This window comes from Capnocytophaga cynodegmi DSM 19736, assembly GCF_000379185.1.
GTDB lineage: Bacteria > Bacteroidota > Bacteroidia > Flavobacteriales > Flavobacteriaceae > Capnocytophaga > Capnocytophaga cynodegmi.
The window spans coordinates 1-16,054 of the sequence record NZ_KB900708.1; the positions used below are offsets into that span (position 1 = coordinate 1).

The 16,054-nt window shown below is 34.8% G+C and carries 13 protein-coding genes; 1 reads left to right on the forward strand and 12 read right to left on the reverse strand.

All coding sequences use genetic code 11. The features are described from left to right. Positions 1 to 97 precede the first annotated feature (97 nt). The 3 genes from YW9_RS0103615 to YW9_RS0103625 are packed head-to-tail and all read right to left on the reverse strand — an operon-like array spanning position 98 to position 3,980. The gene (locus tag YW9_RS0103615; RefSeq protein ID WP_018278823.1) at positions 98 to 1,282 is read right to left on the reverse strand and encodes an aminotransferase class I/II-fold pyridoxal phosphate-dependent enzyme; all 1,185 of its coding nucleotides are present in this window, start codon (positions 1,280 to 1,282) and stop codon (positions 98 to 100) included. Positions 1,283 to 1,298: 16 nt separating this feature from the next. Then, on the reverse strand, positions 1,299 to 2,681 hold the full coding sequence (gene tilS / locus YW9_RS0103620; protein WP_018278824.1) for a tRNA lysidine(34) synthetase TilS: 1,383 nt from the start codon (positions 2,679 to 2,681) through the stop codon (positions 1,299 to 1,301). 48 nt (positions 2,682 to 2,729) lie between these two features. After that, on the reverse strand, positions 2,730 to 3,980 hold the full coding sequence (locus tag YW9_RS0103625; protein ID WP_018278825.1) for an aspartate kinase: 1,251 nt from the start codon (positions 3,978 to 3,980) through the stop codon (positions 2,730 to 2,732). A gap of 356 nt (positions 3,981 to 4,336) precedes the next feature. On the opposite strand from YW9_RS0103625, the gene YW9_RS0103635 reads away from it, so the two are divergent. After that, positions 4,337 to 4,720 (forward strand): DUF423 domain-containing protein, encoded by a 384-nt coding sequence (locus YW9_RS0103635; RefSeq protein ID WP_018278827.1) that lies wholly within the window; start codon positions 4,337 to 4,339, stop codon positions 4,718 to 4,720. Positions 4,721 to 4,789: 69 nt separating this feature from the next. Here the strand turns inward: YW9_RS0103635 and YW9_RS0103640 are convergent, their stop codons facing one another. The 9 genes from YW9_RS0103640 to YW9_RS0103680 form a co-directional block, all read right to left on the reverse strand. Continuing rightward, positions 4,790 to 5,992 carry a hypothetical protein gene (locus YW9_RS0103640; protein WP_026193784.1) on the reverse strand — a complete coding sequence of 401 codons (1,203 nt, stop codon included), beginning with the start codon at positions 5,990 to 5,992 and terminating at the stop codon, positions 4,790 to 4,792. A 26-nt stretch (positions 5,993 to 6,018) separates the two neighbouring features. After that, positions 6,019 to 6,588 carry a c-type cytochrome gene (locus tag YW9_RS0103645; protein WP_026193785.1) on the reverse strand — a complete coding sequence of 190 codons (570 nt, stop codon included), beginning with the start codon at positions 6,586 to 6,588 and terminating at the stop codon, positions 6,019 to 6,021. Positions 6,589 to 6,593: 5 nt separating this feature from the next. Next, a complete protein-coding gene (locus YW9_RS0103650) occupies positions 6,594 to 7,118 on the reverse strand; it encodes a DUF3341 domain-containing protein (protein WP_018278830.1) in 525 nt (174 codons plus the stop codon). Next, on the reverse strand, positions 7,111 to 8,517 hold the full coding sequence (nrfD, locus tag YW9_RS0103655) for an NrfD/PsrC family molybdoenzyme membrane anchor subunit (RefSeq protein ID WP_018278831.1): 1,407 nt from the start codon (positions 8,515 to 8,517) through the stop codon (positions 7,111 to 7,113). The genes YW9_RS0103650 and nrfD overlap by 8 nt, the downstream gene beginning before the upstream one ends. Before the next feature lie 76 nt (positions 8,518 to 8,593). After that, positions 8,594 to 9,025, reverse strand: coding sequence for a hypothetical protein (locus YW9_RS0103660; protein WP_018278832.1), 432 nt, complete (start codon positions 9,023 to 9,025; stop codon positions 8,594 to 8,596). A gap of 5 nt (positions 9,026 to 9,030) precedes the next feature. Continuing rightward, on the reverse strand, positions 9,031 to 12,105 hold the full coding sequence (locus YW9_RS0103665) for a TAT-variant-translocated molybdopterin oxidoreductase (protein ID WP_018278833.1): 3,075 nt from the start codon (positions 12,103 to 12,105) through the stop codon (positions 9,031 to 9,033). Between the two features lie 39 nt (positions 12,106 to 12,144). After that, positions 12,145 to 13,458 carry a c-type cytochrome gene (locus YW9_RS0103670; RefSeq protein ID WP_026193786.1) on the reverse strand — a complete coding sequence of 438 codons (1,314 nt, stop codon included), beginning with the start codon at positions 13,456 to 13,458 and terminating at the stop codon, positions 12,145 to 12,147. Positions 13,459 to 13,747: 289 nt separating this feature from the next. Beyond that, complete coding sequence (locus YW9_RS0103675; protein ID WP_231555488.1) at positions 13,748 to 14,347, reverse strand: peroxiredoxin-like family protein; 600 nt, start codon at positions 14,345 to 14,347, stop codon at positions 13,748 to 13,750. Positions 14,348 to 14,371: 24 nt separating this feature from the next. Beyond that, the gene (locus YW9_RS0103680; RefSeq protein WP_018278836.1) at positions 14,372 to 16,000 is read right to left on the reverse strand and encodes an acyl-CoA carboxylase subunit beta; all 1,629 of its coding nucleotides are present in this window, start codon (positions 15,998 to 16,000) and stop codon (positions 14,372 to 14,374) included. Positions 16,001 to 16,054: the final 54 nt, after the last annotated feature.

The window sequence follows — 16,054 nt, forward strand, 5'->3', positions numbered from 1 at the left end:
ATATATATTTAAAATTTATATATCTAAATTTACTTTTCATACATCATAAAAATAAAAATAAATATTATTTTTCAGAAAAGTAAGGTTACTTATAATTTCAAAATGAAAAATTGAGTAATTCTTTTATTTCTTTTTCTGAATTAAAGCTATGTAAACAAATTCTCAATCGTTCTTGTCCTTTAGGAACTGTAGGAGAAAGAATTGGTATCACTCCAAAGCCTTTTTCTTGAAATTTTTGAGCTATTTGTTTTACAAAATCATTTCCAGATAAAATCACTGCTTGTATAGAAGATTCTGACTCAATAAATGAATAATTTTTTAGTTTTTTTTCAGTTTTTACTTTCTTATCATCTATATCAGTATTCAAAACATTTTCTTTATCTGATTTTTTTAGAATATCTCTAAAAAAAGATATATTTTGATGTAATTTTTTGATATTATTCGTAGTTTTAAGCTCTCCATACGCTGCAATTATTGTTGCAACACTATGCGGAGACATTGCCGTAGTATAAATAAATGAACGAGCAAAATTTATCAAATATTTCTTCAGAATATCCTTCCCTAAAACAGAAGCTCCGTGACAACCCAATGCTTTTCCATAAGTAACAATTCGGGCAAATACTTTTTCTTCCAAAGCTAATTGCTGAACCAATCCACAACCTTGAAAACCAAAAACACCTAATGCGTGAGCTTCATCAACAACTAAAAAAGCATTATATTGTTCTGCCAATTTGGTCATTTGACGTAAATCAGGAGAATCTCCGTCCATTGAAAAAACAGATTCTGTAACTATGAAGATAGAATGTATTGTACTGGAAAATTTCTTCAATAATTTTTCCAAATCTTCCAAGTTATTATGTTTAAACTTAAAAGATTGTGCTAAACTTAATGAAATTCCATCGCGAATAGAAGCGTGAATGTAATTATCATATAAAATTATATCTCCTCGTTGTGGAACGGACGAAAAAAAACCTACATTAGCATCATATCCTGAATTAAAAAGCAATGCACTCTCCGAATTATGAAAAGTTTTTATCTCATTTTCAGCAATTTCAAAAAGTGGGAAATTTCCTGATATTAATCGAGAACCTGTTGCTCCGTGCTGTAATTTTGTAGTTGATAAAATGTTTTTTACTTCATTTTGAATGTTAATTGAGGAAGAAAAACCAATATAATCATTGGAATAGAAATCAAACTCAAATTGATTATTTTTCAGAGTTCGTAAAGCATTATTTTCTGCTCTTTCATTCAGTTTTTTAATAATTTGAGGAGGAAAATTCATTTTTCAAGCATTAAATTCACAAAATTGATACTTTTAAGATACGTTGTGTTTTGTTTGTAACTTTAAAACGATTATCCATCCGTTTGCCAATTACCCAAGCAATATTTTCTTGCGAACAAAGTAACCATTGTTGGTCTTTATCAAAAAGTGAATATTTTTCATCAATGTAAAACTTGCTAAGTTTCTTTTTTTGTTGCATTCCTATTGGATAGAAAAAATCTCCCTCTTTTTTATGCCGGAACATCAATGGAAATTGCAATGTATCATAATCAAAGTACGCAACTTCATTATTTTCGTTTTTGAGTTGTTCTAAATCAAAAAAATGATTTATATCTCGCTTTAGGATAGTCATTTCCAGTGAAAGATAACTTCTCATATCAGAAATACTTAATTTTATCGTATCTTTTCTATCAAAATGATTTTCACTGACTAAAAAAATGATACCTTCATCTTCTAATTCTTTATTTTTAGGAGATGTTTTCATCAAAACAAGATAATCACGACTGCTAATAAGGTTATGTGTAGGCGAAAATAGTTGTTTTCCGCTTTCAGCATATAACATTTTCTTTAAATCTGGAATATTTCTGAAATTGTATGGATAAAAAAGTTTGTGAAGTACAAAATCAATATCAGATACATTTCTAAGAGGTTCAAGACGAATAATAGTTTGATATTCTCGTTCCTCAAAACATTGTTCTTTAATTTTTTGGATATTTTCTTCTATAAATTGTGATGATTGTGAAAGATAATGTTGCGTTTCTTTAAAATTTTCCAAAAAAGTGGGGTGAATTTCTTTCAGAACGGGAATAATTGTATGTCGAATCTTGTTTCTGACATATTTTTCAGTTTGATTGGAGCTATCTTCTCTCCAATGAATAGAATTTTGTTTTGCAAATTCTAAAATCTCTTCACGCGAAAAAAGAAGCATCGGACGAATAATTTTTCCATTTTTTTGCGGAATTCCTAATAGTCCATCAAGTCCGCTTCCTCTGGAAAGATTTATAATGAACGTTTCGAGATTATCATCAGCGTGATGCGCTGTAGCTATATAATCACACTGATTTTCAGAGGCTATTTCGTAAAACCAATCATATCGCAACTTTCGGGCAGATAGTTGCGTATTTAATTTACTTTCAGCAGAAAATTGTGACGTATCAAAACGCTTAACAATAGTTTTTACAGCTAAATTTTCGCCAAAATTTCTTACAAAAACCTCATCTTGGTCACTTTCTTCACCCCTTAACTGAAAATTACAATGTGCTAAAACAATATCATAATTTAACTGATAAAACAACGTTGCAAGTACCATACTATCCACTCCCCCACTGATAGCAACCAAAATTCTTTTATCTTTAAGATTAAAATTCTGACAGATATGTTCTTCAAAACGTTCTTTCATCTGTTATCAACTTTAAAATTGAAATAGGTATTTATTTTTTAAATTCTGCTACAAAACTACTATCTGAACAGTATTTTGAAGGACTTGTTTTAATAAAACTTCCTTATTTTCTTGAATTTTTTGAACAGAAGCTTCATCAGCGTGACGAATTGTATATAAATCTACGTTTTCAAACACTGAAACTTTGAATTTTTCCTTCAATTTCTCCACCAAATCAGAAAGTGTATCGAATTTATTATCAACACAAACAGAAAAACTAATAGCTGAATTCTGAATCATACTAACTTTCATTTTAGCATCAGAAAGCAATTTGAAAATATAACTGATGTTATCTTCCACAATAAATGAAAAATCAAGTGACGAAAGTGAAATTACAACTTGTTGTTTCTTTAAAATGAAACAAGGTACCTTAGGTTCAAGCTCTGCAACGTTGCAAACGGCAGTTCCCTGAGCTTGAGGATTAATAAATGACTTTACAAACAACGGAATCTCCTTTTTTTGCAAAGGTTGCAATGTTTTGGGGTGAATTACAGAAGCTCCGTAAAAAGCAAGTTCAATGGCTTCTTTATATGGAATTTTATGCAATAATTCGGTTTTTTCAAAGTAACGAGGGTCTGCATTAAGTACACCAGGAACGTCTTTCCAAATAGTTACACTTTCAGCATCTAAACAATAAGCAAAAATAGCTGCTGTATAATCCGAGCCTTCTCTTCCTAAGGTTGTAGTAAAAAAATTGGAATCACTCCCCAAAAAACCTTGCGTAATGTTCAAAAGTGATTTATTAACATTGCTAACGATGTTCTTTTGCGTTTCTTCCCAATTAATTCCTGCATCACGATAATTACTATCGGTTTTTATTAAGTTTCGCACATCGAGCCACGTATTTTTAACACCACAATCATTCAAATACTGACTGACAATCGTAGTAGAGATTAATTCTCCAAAACTAACTACTTGGTCATATACAAAACTATGTTTGGGAGATTTATTTCTTTCTAAAAAAGAAGTTAATTCGTTAAATAAGTTATCTATTTTTGAAAAAATCGAATGTTTTTCATCAGGAAACAATCCTTGAAGAATTTTATGATGGAATTCTTTAACAAAATCAATACTTTCTTTGATTTTTTCTTTTTCTTTGAAATAATTATGTACAACTACTTCCAAAGCATTTGTTGTTTTTCCCATTGCCGAAATTACAATCAGCGTATTGGAATAACCAACCTTTTGCAATATGTTTGCTATATTTTTTACACCTTCAGCATCTTTTACAGATGCCCCACCAAACTTGAATATTTGCATAGAACGATTTTGTTTAAAATAAATGTTTTTATGAGATAATCAAGCTAATTTTATAGTGATTATAACATTTTCAGTCGGAAAATACAATTTATGAATATGTAAAATCATTAAAAAGTCTTTCCTTAAAAGAAAATCAAAATCTTTTTATTTAAAAACTTGACATCTACAATCAAACAGAATGTTTCTTACTCCAGATTTTAGAAAATGCTTCGCAAAGTTAAATTTTCTTCAGTAAATCTCAAAAGAAAACAGAAATATGTTTTGTTTTACACAAAAAAAGAATTTCCTGTAAAAGAATCTAACAAATATAAAAAAATAACGTAGATTTGCCCTATAACCAGTTATATAAAGTACAAATGAAAAAGAAAATTATTATTACTGCACTTTTGTTAGGAGTAACTTCTATCATTTTAGGAGCATTCGGAGCACATTCACTAAAAAAGCATCTTTCACAAGAGGCTCTTGTTAGTTTTGAAGTGGGAGTTCGTTATCAGATGTATCACGCCTTGTTTTTATTGTTTTTAGCCTCAATTGAAGGAATATCAAGCAAACTAAAGAAATCAGCTTTCATAGTAACAGTATTAGGAGTGTTGTTTTTCTCTGGTTCTATCTACTTATTAGCTACAAAAAGTATCACTTCTATTGATATTTCATTATTTGCACTCATAACTCCTTTTGGAGGCTTACTTTTAATGCTAGGTTGGATTCTTTTACTGATTGCTTTCATAAAGAAAAAATAAACATAAAAAACAAAAGCCATAGTATAATTCTATGGCTTTATTTTTTATAATTCATCATTATTAATTTGATTAATAATGAAAATGTTTACTTTCTTCAATTAGTGGATGACGTTTCGCCAATAAAGGAGCTTTTGTCAAAGATGTAAACACCACGAAGATAAAAAGCCCTAAAAAGAACAACACCGCCGAAATTTCGGTAATTCCTATGCTCCATTGGTCGCCTACTGTTGCAGGCATAACCATAATATAGAAATCAATATAATGTCCTACCAATATTAAAACTCCTGCTGTAAACACCAACCAGCCAATTCGTTTATAATCTGTGTTAATCAGTAACAACAAAGGCAACACGAAATTAAAAGCTAACATTCCGAAAAATATTTCTTTATAATCTCTAATACGAGCAACATAGTAAACAGTTTCTTCCGAAATATCCGAATACCAAATCAATAAAAATTGAGAGAACCATAAATATGTCCAGAAAATCGAAAGTCCAAACATAAATTTGGCTAAATCGTGCAAGTGACTGCTATTTACGTATTCTAAGTATCCTCTGCTTTTTAAATAAATCGTAATCATCGCAATTACAGTTATAGCTGACACAAAGAAACTTGCAAACACGTACCATCCAAACAACGTACTGAACCAGTGCGGATCAACACTCATAATCCAATCCCAAGACATCATTGACTCTGTTACCAAGAAGAATACTAAAAATCCTGCAGATAGTTTGAAATTCTTCACAAAATTTCTATCGTCAGTAGCTGTATCTTGCGCTATGGACAACTTTCTTGAAAAATGGCGATACAGTACCCAGCCTAACATATAAAATGCAGCACGTGCCAAAAAGAAAGGAACATTTAAGTATCCTTGTTTTCCTTGTAGTAGAGCATCGTGAGCCACAACACTTTCATCCATCCAAACAAAAAGATGATTCAGATGCATTCCTGAAAGTACCAACAAAGTAAAAACTATTAATACACCTGGGAATAAGTAAGCTGTAATTGCTTCCATAACACGGAAAAGAACTGGCGACCAACCCGCCTGAGCAGCTCTGTTTATAGCGTAAAAAGCCAACACTCCTAAAGAGATAAGCATAAAGAAAAGAGCAGCAACATATACTGCAGCCCAAGGCTTGTTGTGCAACATATGTAAAATATGTTCATCTTCGGCTGTATGTGGAACTGTCAAGAAACCTACTACAACTCCTATAATTCCTACAACCATAAGAATGATAGAGGTGATTTTTAATTTATTTGAAAATGTGTACATAATCTAATATCTTTCTTTTTAGGAAATTATTTTACTAACTCGTTACGCAATTTCTCAACATAAAGAGCTACCTGCCAACGTTCTTTCTCGTTGATTTGCGAAGCATAAGACCCCATTGCATTAAGCCCATAATAAATCACGTGATAAGTACCCCCTTGTGTAATAACACGATTTTTATCTCCGTAACTTGGTACTCCTGCGAATTTTCCTCTTTCTACCAAAATACCTTTTCCGTTTCCTTCTGCACCGTGGCAAACAGCACAATAAATATCATATAAAGCCTTACCTGCCTCTGTATTTGAGGTTATGTTAAGCGAATCGGCTAACAAAGGATTTTTTAACTCCTCCTTGGCAAGAAGCAAACCTGCTGGTGTATCAGGATAATCATAAGGCATCCAACCACGTTTAATACTTCCTTGTGCAGGTAGTTGAGCTTGCATACTATCCTTAAAAGCTACTGATTCCTGATATGTTTCATAACCAACACTTTCATACATATTAGGCATAAACTGATAGTTCGGCTCACGTCTGTTAAAGCAAGATACTAAAAGTAAAGATACACTGCTGAATAAAGCTATTTTCACTATATTTTTCATATCCCCTATTTTTCTGCTATTTTAATTTCAACAGCTCCTGTTTCTTTCAAAAGTGTTGTTACATCTCCTATACTATTTTCTGTTACAGCAACTTCCATTAAAAAATGATCATCTGTTGTCCTTACATCTGGATTTTCTGCCTCTTTAAATGGCCACAACTTACTTCTCAAATAGAAAGTAATTACCATTAAGTGAGCTGCAAAAAAGACAGTCATTTCAAACATCACAGGAACGAACGCTGGCATATTTTGCAAGAACGTCATACTTGGTTTACCTCCAATATCTTGCGGCCAATCCTCAATCATAATAAAATTAACCATCAAAGCTGCCACTGTTAGTCCTATACAGCCATAAATAAATGATGCAATGGCAATCCTGGTAGGCTTCAACCCCATAGCCTTATCCAAACCGTGAACAGGAAAAGGTGTGTAAATTTCTGCAATATGATGATTTTCAGCTCTAACTTTTTTCACGGCATTCATTAGAACATCATCATCATTGTATAATGCTTGTATTACTTTATTACTCATTGTGGTTGTGGTTAGAATTATTATCTCTTAATTTTTTATATTTCTCTCCTGATGATTTCAAGATTGATTTTACTTCCGCCTGTGCAATTACAGGGAACGTACGAGCATACAACAAGAACAACACAAAGAAGAAACCAATTGTCCCAATGTAAATACCAATATCTACAAAAGTTGGTGAAAACATTGTCCAAGATGAAGGTAAGTAATCTCTATGCAAAGAAGTCACAATAATTACAAAACGTTCGAACCACATACCTACATTCACCACCAATGAAATAATGAAAGAGAACATTATACTTCTACGTGCCTTTTTTATCCACATAAATTGTGGTGAAAACACGTTACACGTCATCATCATCCAATATGCCCAAGCGTACGGACCAGTAGCACGATTCAAGAACGCATATTGCTCATACTCAACCCCCGAGTACCACGCAACAAATAATTCTGTTATGTAAGCACAGCCAACTATCGATCCTGTAATCATAATCACAATGTTCATAAGCTCAATGTGCTGGATAGTTATATAATCCTCGAAATTACAAACCTTTCTCATAATGATAAGGAGCGTATTTACCATCGCAAACCCTGAAAAAATAGCCCCAGCAACAAAGTAAGGCGGGAAAATAGTAGTATGCCAACCTGGAATTACTGATGTAGCAAAGTCAAATGATACGATAGTGTGTACAGAAAGTACTAGTGGGGTAGCTAAACCTGCAAGTACCAACGATACTTCCTCAAAACGTTGCCAATCTTTAGCACGACCACTCCAGCCAAAACTAACCAAACTGTATATTTTCTTTTGGAAAGGCTTTACAGCACGGTCACGAAGCATTGCAAAATCAGGCAATAACCCTGTCCACCAGAATACCAAAGACACTGAGAGATATGTTGAAATTGCAAATACGTCCCATAACAGTGGAGAGTTAAAGTTTACCCATAACGACCCAAACTGATTTGGAATAGGCATAACCCAATATCCCAACCAAGGACGCCCCATATGTATGATTGGAAACAAACCTGCTTGTACTACTGAGAAAATTGTCATAGCCTCAGCCGAACGGTTAATCGCCATTCTCCACTTTTGTCTGAATAAAAGTAGTACTGCAGAAATTAACGTCCCAGCGTGACCGATACCTACCCACCATACAAAGTTTGTGATATCCCAAGCCCAACCAACTGTTTTATTCAATCCCCAAGTACCAATACCTACTGATACTGTGTAAATCATACTACCCAAGCCCCAAAGGAAAGCGACCAAAGAAATGGAAAAAACTATCCACCACATCTTATTTGCCTTACCTTCCACAGGACGAGCAATATCAACAGTTACATCGTGATAAGTTTTATCGCCCGTTACCAAGGGTTTTCGTATAGGTGCTTCGTAATGCGATGCCATACTTATTATTAAATATTAAAAAATTAAACTTTTTACTTGATTTTTTCAGAAAATATTATCTATTAGGCAAAAACAACTACTTTTCTTCCTTATTATCAACAAACTCAATCTGCTTATTAAGCCCATCGATTTTTCGTTGAACTTTTTCAATTTTTCGTTGAATCTTCTGCATTTTCTTATTACTTTTCGCCAAATTACGATTCGCCTTTTCTGCTCTTTTCAAAGCTCGACGAGCTTGTTTTGCATCTTTAGCTGATGACGAACCCGCCTCAGCAGATGTAAAATCAGATGTTTTCTTATCCGCTCTGTTATTAACTCTATCAACATCAGACTTCAAGCCCTCGTTTTCTATACGACTTTTCTCAAGTTCTATCTTTAGGCTATTTAGCTCTGTGTTAAGTTTTAATATTTCCTCTTTTGCTTTCAGACGCTTCAATTCAGGAGACTTAGTTCCTCCACAAGAAACTAATAAAAAAGATAAAACGTATATTAAAATATATTTACTCATCAAAATTAAATTTCTGCTGTATTTCTTACTTTTACTTGATAAACCACATTAGGTCTTGTCCCTATATGTTCTAACAAATGATAAGCTCTGTCATCAGCAACTAATTTAGCTATTTCGCTGTTTTTCTCATTAATGTCACCAAAAACCATTGCTCCAGTTCCACAAGCTGCCGAACAAGCACACGCATTATTAAACTCCCCTTCACGAACTGCACGTCCCTCATTTTTAGCTTTAAGAATAACCGCTTGTGTTTGTTGGATACAGAACGAGCATTTTTCCATTACCCCACGTGAACGAACTACAACATCAGGATTCAATACCATTCTTCCTAAATCGTTATTCATATGGAAATCAAACTCATCATTGTTATTGTACAAGAACCAGTTAAAACGACGAACTTTGTACGGACAGTTATTGGCACAATAACGAGTTCCTACACAACGATTGTAAGCCATATGATTTTGTCCTTGACGACCGTGAGACGTTGCAGCAACAGGGCAAACTGTCTCGCAAGGAGCGTGATTACAATGTTGGCACATCACTGGTTGGAAAGCAACTTGAGGATTTTCTGAAGCTATCTCCATTTCTCCATAGGTAGAAAGTGCAGCTCCCAACCCTTTAATATTGTTTTTTGTGTTAAGATCACCTGCGAAAGTTTCATCAGAAGAATAATATCGGTCAATTCGCAACCAATGCATATCTCTCGAACGTCTTACCTCTTCTTTACCTACTACAGGCACATTGTTCTCTGCGTGACAAGCAATTACACAAGCTCCACAACCCGTACAAGCATTCAAATCAATTGAAAGATTGAAATGATGCCCTGACGAGCGATCAAAAGACTCCCAAAGGGAGATACTTGAAGCCAGAACTTCTTTATGATCCAATGAAACTACTGGCTTTTTATTCCACTCCTCAGCCGGTTTAGTGTTAAACTCCTCTAAAGTAGTTTCTTTGAGGATATCTCCACGTCCCATCAGAGTATTATGTAGCTGAATACAAGCAAATTCGTGCGTGCCATCTACTTTTGTAATATCTTCAACTTTCTGTACGTTATTGAAGTTATGATAAAGCGGATAAGCATTCACACCTACCTGCATTTCTTTCTTCATACCCTCTACTCTACCATAACCGAAAGCTAACCCTAACGAACCTTTAGCTTGACCTGGTTGGATTAATACAGGGGCTGTTAAACTAACTCCGTTTGCAGTGATTTTAACATAATTCCCGTCTAATGCTCCTGTCGCTACGTGCCAGTTTTTAACACCCAATTGCTTAGCATCAGCTGCTGACATTGTTACGTAATTATCCCAAGTGGTTCTTGTTATTGGGTCTGGAAGCTCTTGTAACCAAGGATTATTGGCTTGTTGTCCATCTCCCATTCCTACTTTTGTATACAAAGTGAGTTCAAACCCTTTGGATTCAGATTTAGCTAAGTTTGTTATTAACTCACTAACAGATACTTCATTTTTAGAAAGAGATTCTCCTTCAGTAGCAATTGCAAAAGCACCATCGTGTAAAGCCTGATTCCATTTTGCTGAACCCAAGATATTTGCTGTCCAGTATTCTTTTACGAAATCATAGTATGTTTTATCCGAGCCTGACCATTTCAACAAAGCTTCTTGTAACTGACGAGTGTCAAATAACGGACGAATTGTTGGCTGTGTCAGTGCATAATATCCTTTCTTCAACTCTACATCACCCCAAGATTCCAAGTAATGTGGAGTGGCAGCTATATAATTTGTTTTGATAGCGGTTTCATCAGCTTTCATTGAAAAAGAAACTGAAAATTCTACTTTTTCTAAAGCTTTTGCAAACTCGGAAGCATTAGGAAAAGTATATAACGGATTAACGTTATTGATAACTAATGCTCCTACATTTCCAGCATTCATATCAGAAACTAACTGCTTTAACTCTGCTAAGTTTCCTTTTCTTGTTAATATAGGAGACTGAGGATTAAAGGCTTCACTTCCTAATTTGTCATTTATCTCCAAAACTAACAACTGTGCATCTTCATCTTGAATTCCAGTAACTACCACGGCTTTTGTCCCAGCCTTTTTAACCTGAAGTGCTGCTTTTTTAACTGCTTCTTCTACGTTCTCTGGCAGATTTCCTGCGACAGAAGTACCCATTAAGTACCCATAAAATTTAGCTAAAGCTACCTTTTGTTGCGATGGCGTGACAGGGACACGTTTGTCGGCATTAGCACCTGATAAGGTCATATTTGCTTCAAACTGAATATGTCGTGACATTTTTCCTTTCACAGGAATACGTCCTTTGGCATACCCACTTTCGAAACCTCCTCCTTGCCAATCAGCAATAAAATCTGCCCCAAATGAAACAATTACATCAGCTTTAGCAAAATCATAATCAGCCATTGCACGAGTATTGTACTTTTTAGCAAAAGCATTTAGTGTGGCCCCCTCTGAGATGGCATCATATTCAACTAATTTTAATGTTGGATATTTTTCTTTAAGATTTTCTATCAGTTTATATGTGGAAGGACTCGCCAAAGTATGGCTCAGAACAACAACTTGTTTTCCATTCTGTGTAGCTTTTTCGAAAGCTTTTATTGCTTCAGCATCTAAATTTGACCAAGAGATAGAATTTCCACCCTTAGCAATAGGATTTTTAACTCGTAAATTATCATACAAGCTTAAAACAGAAGCTATTACCCTTGCATTGGCATCACAATGTGATTTTGCCTCACGATTATGTTCAATCAGAATAGGACGTCCTTCACGGGTTTTAACCAAAATACTTGCAAAATCAAACCCATCAGCTATGGTAGTTGCATAATAATCAGCTACTCCCGGACGAATTTGCTCAGGTAGAACCACATAAGGAACTGCCTTATGTACAGGTCCCTCACAAGCAGCTAAGGTAGCAGCAGCTGTAGTAAAACCTACATATTTTAAGAAATCACGACGCGAAGTTGATGACGACTCTAAAATTGCCTTATCACCTAAAAACTCATCAACAGGAATTTCTTCCACAAACTCATTCTGTTTCAGTGTATCTAAGACTGAATTTTCATTAAGTTCTTCTACACTTTTCCAGTACTTTTTGTTTGATGCCATAGTTATAATCTGAAATTTAACTCTTTAATAATAATTGAATTAGTAGTGACACTTACCACATTCTAAACCTCCTAACTGAGCGATAGTAAGTTTCTCCACATTAAGTTTTTTAGCAAGTTCAGCGTGAACCTCCTTGTAATTTTGGTAATATCCATTCTCGGTATTAACCTCTGTTTTTCTGTGACAATCCACACACCAGCCCATTGTTAATGGAGCGTGTTGATGAACGATTTCCATTTCTTCCACCTTTCCGTGACAAGTTTGGCATTCAAGTCCTGCTACGTTAACGTGTTGTGAGTGATTGAAATACGCAAAATCAGGCAAGTTATGAATTCGAACCCAACGAACTGGTTTAGTTTTTCCTGTGTAAGTAAATGTTTTCTCGTCCCACCCCACAGCTTCATACAACTTTTTAATTTCATTGGTGTAAAATTCACGTGTATAGCCATTTGCTAAATCTTCAGCTCCTTTATATTCTGAAATTGTTTCGTGACAATTCATACAAACATTTAACGAAGGAATACCTGCCGTTTTTGATACACGTGCAGCAGAGTGGCAGAACTTACAATCAATTTGATTATCACCAGCGTGAATCTTGTGTGAATAGTGTATTGGCTGAATTGGCTCATACCCTTGATTTACATCGATTTGCATCAAATAACCAAAGATAGCATACGTTGAACCAAACAAAAGCACCAACACAGTCATTACAACCAAAAATGGATTATCTGCGAATGCTTTTGAAAGAAGCCCTTCTTTACGTTTTGCAAACTCTTCAGCTGAAATGTCCCCATTCGCAATAATTCTTGATGCATTCCCCAGAACAAACAAAATCACGAACAATGCTATTAAAAGCACTGTTATTCCTATAATAGCAGTAACATATGTAACCGATTTTTCTTTCGCCACTTCAGGATTCTCAACAACAACTTGCGGAACTTCCTCTTCAACAACTTCCTGCACTGCAGGAGGATTTGCAGTATAAGCTAAAATATCCTCTATATCCTGATGTGAAAGAATTCCTTCATAAGGAGCCATCGGAACCTGATTAAATTCCTCGAATATGGCTTTTGCGTCAGCGTCACCTGAAGCGATTAACGCCGCACTGTTGTTAATCCATTTATGAAGCCACTCGTTAGTTCTTCTATCTGTTACACCTCCTAAAGCAGGACCAATTGTGCGTTTATCCAACTGGTGACAAGCCATACAGTTGGTTTTAAATAAGGTTTCTCCTTTTACAGGATCACCCTGAACCACATCTTCCTGAGCTAAAACTGAAGTTGAAAATAACAACATCAGCAAAAAGCTAAAAATACTGATATTCAAAAATTTATGGTTTTTAACCTTTTTCATATTAAAATATGTTATCTACTATTTCCTAATTGAACGTTCTGATAAACTGATTTATTCAAGTGACAAAAATAGAACATCTTAGGAATATACAAAAAAACTTATTTCTTTTAAAGTTAATTTATATAAGTTCTAAATAAAAGACATTTTACAGCATTTACAAAGTTAATTTCAATGATTCTCAGTCAATTTACAATTTTTCTATAAAAAGAAAAAATTAGACTTAACAAATTTATCAACTTTTGATTTTTTTAACACTTTAATTTTCCTTAATTTTCGTAGTCAAAACTTCCTAACGAATTTTCTTGAGTTCCTCAATCACTTCTTCTGGATTTACACGTACTTTATAATCAGGATTTACAAAAGCATAACGTATATTCCCTTTTTTATCAATTATATAGGTAGCAGGAACGGGTAATTCAGAAGAATTGGTTCCATTTCGGCTACTCAACTGTAAGACTTGTTCGTAACGCTTTGCCGTTGTATCATCTAACTTAAAAACAACACCATACTTTCGAGCAATTTGATTATTAATATCAGTAAGTACTTCAAATTCAAGATTATTTTTTTCTTGAGTGGAGAGACTATGGTCTGGCAATTCAGGCGTAAGAGCTACCAAATTAGTATTCAACGACTTAAACTCTGGTAATTTCTCTTGCAACTGACTTAGAGCAACATTACAATAGGGACACCAACCACCTCTATACCAAGTTATTACTACATTTCCTTTCTCAAGAAGCGAATACAACGTAACTTCCTCTCCTTTAGCATTTTTCAAAGTAAAATCAATAGCTTTATCTCCTACCTTCAATGATTTTGAAACATCCTGTGAATATAGAGACACAGACACCAAAAAAAGAATTCCTAAAAATATTTTCTTTATATTCATCATATTAAATATTTAAAAAATTAATTATTACACTTGTAAAATCCCCAAATTAAATGATTTTTCGATGGGAGCGTGATTAGCAGCCTCAATACCGATTGAAATCCATTTGCGGGTTTCGAGCGGGTCAATAATAGCATCTGTCCACAATCGGGCGGCAGCATAGTATGGTGAAATCTGCTCATCATATTTTGATTTTATCTTATCGTACAACGCCTGTTCTTGCTCCTTACTAATTTCCTGACCTTTGTTTTTGAGTGAAGCGGTTTCAATTTGTAACAAAACTTTGGCAGCTTGATTTCCTCCCATCACAGCAATATTTCCACTATGCCACGAAACAATTAAACGCGGGTCGTATGCCTTTCCGCACATCGCATAATTTCCCGCACCATAGGAATTTCCAACAACAATCGTGAATTTAGGCACCACTGAATTTGCCACTGCATTTACCATTTTCGCTCCATCTTTAATGATACCGCCATGTTCAGATTTCGAACCCACCATAAAGCCCGTAACATCTTGTAGAAACACCAAAGGAATTTTCTTTTGATTACAATTAGCTATGAATCGGGTGGCTTTATCGGCACTATCAGAATAAATTACTCCACCGAATTGCATTTCACCTTTTTTGGTTTTCACCACTTTACGCTGATTAGCGACAATTCCCACTGCCCAACCATCAATTCGAGCATATCCCGTGATAAGTGTTTGTCCGTAACCTGCCTTGTATTCATCAAATTCAGAATTATCTACCAGACGAAGAATAATTTCCATCATATCAAACTGTTCTGCTCGTGATTTAGGCAAAATACCATAAATTTCCTGCGGATTTTTCAGTGGTTTTTGAGCTTCAACACGATTGAACCCTGCTTTTTCATAAGCACCGATTTTTGCCATCGTTCGCTTGATTCTGTCCAATGCATCTTTGTCATCTTTGGCTTTAAAATCGGTCACTCCACTGATTTCACAATGCGTAGTAGCTCCACCAAGCGTTTCATTATCAATATCTTCCCCAATAGCTGCCTTTACCAAATAACTTCCTGCCAGAAAGATACTTCCTGTTTTATCTACAATTAGAGCTTCATCGCTCATAATGGGCAAATACGCTCCACCTGCAACGCAACTTCCCATAACGGCTGCGATTTGCGTGATACCCATACTGCTCATTATCGCATTGTTACGGAAAATTCGCCCAAAATGTTCCTTGTCGGGAAAAATTTCATCTTGCATTGGCAGATACACTCCCGCACTATCCACCAAATAGATGATAGGCAAGCGGTTTTCAATAGCAATTTCCTGAGCACGAAGGTTTTTCTTTCCCGTGATAGGAAACCAAGCTCCTGCCTTTACAGCAGCATCATTCGCTACTACAACACATTGTTTACCTGATACATAGCCAACTACCACAACCACACCAGCCGATGGACAGCCGCCGTGTTCGGGATACATTTCTTCACCTGCAAACGCTCCAATTTCGATATATTCTTTGTCTTTATCTAAAAGATATTCAATGCGCTCACGAGCAGAAAGCTTACCTTGGCTATGTAATTTTTCAAGACGTTTCTTACCCCCGCCTTCCTTTACTTTGGCTAATCTTCGACGTAATTCACTCAGCTCAAGTTTATTAAAATCTTCATTGATATTAAATTGAACATCCATTTTTTCTTTTTTAGGGGCTAAAATACAAAGAAAGATTTAAATGAGAGAGAACAT

Excerpts from the sequence above, each read along its gene's own strand:
- YW9_RS0103615 (WP_018278823.1), bottom strand. The coding sequence starts at position 1,282 with ATGAATTTTCCTCCTCAAATTATTAAAAAACTGAATGAAAGAGCAGAA.
- tilS (WP_018278824.1), bottom strand. The coding sequence starts at position 2,681 with ATGAAAGAACGTTTTGAAGAACATATCTGTCAGAATTTTAATCTTAAA.
- YW9_RS0103625 (WP_018278825.1), bottom strand. The coding sequence starts at position 3,980 with ATGCAAATATTCAAGTTTGGTGGGGCATCTGTAAAAGATGCTGAAGGT.
- YW9_RS0103635 (WP_018278827.1), top strand. The coding sequence starts at position 4,337 with ATGAAAAAGAAAATTATTATTACTGCACTTTTGTTAGGAGTAACTTCT.
- YW9_RS0103640 (WP_026193784.1), bottom strand. The coding sequence starts at position 5,992 with ATGTACACATTTTCAAATAAATTAAAAATCACCTCTATCATTCTTATG.
- YW9_RS0103645 (WP_026193785.1), bottom strand. The coding sequence starts at position 6,588 with ATGAAAAATATAGTGAAAATAGCTTTATTCAGCAGTGTATCTTTACTT.
- YW9_RS0103650 (WP_018278830.1), bottom strand. The coding sequence starts at position 7,118 with ATGAGTAATAAAGTAATACAAGCATTATACAATGATGATGATGTTCTA.
- nrfD (WP_018278831.1), bottom strand. The coding sequence starts at position 8,517 with ATGGCATCGCATTACGAAGCACCTATACGAAAACCCTTGGTAACGGGC.
- YW9_RS0103660 (WP_018278832.1), bottom strand. The coding sequence starts at position 9,025 with ATGAGTAAATATATTTTAATATACGTTTTATCTTTTTTATTAGTTTCT.
- YW9_RS0103665 (WP_018278833.1), bottom strand. The coding sequence starts at position 12,105 with ATGGCATCAAACAAAAAGTACTGGAAAAGTGTAGAAGAACTTAATGAA.
- YW9_RS0103670 (WP_026193786.1), bottom strand. The coding sequence starts at position 13,458 with ATGAAAAAGGTTAAAAACCATAAATTTTTGAATATCAGTATTTTTAGC.
- YW9_RS0103675 (WP_231555488.1), bottom strand. The coding sequence starts at position 14,347 with ATGATGAATATAAAGAAAATATTTTTAGGAATTCTTTTTTTGGTGTCT.
- YW9_RS0103680 (WP_018278836.1), bottom strand. The coding sequence starts at position 16,000 with ATGGATGTTCAATTTAATATCAATGAAGATTTTAATAAACTTGAGCTG.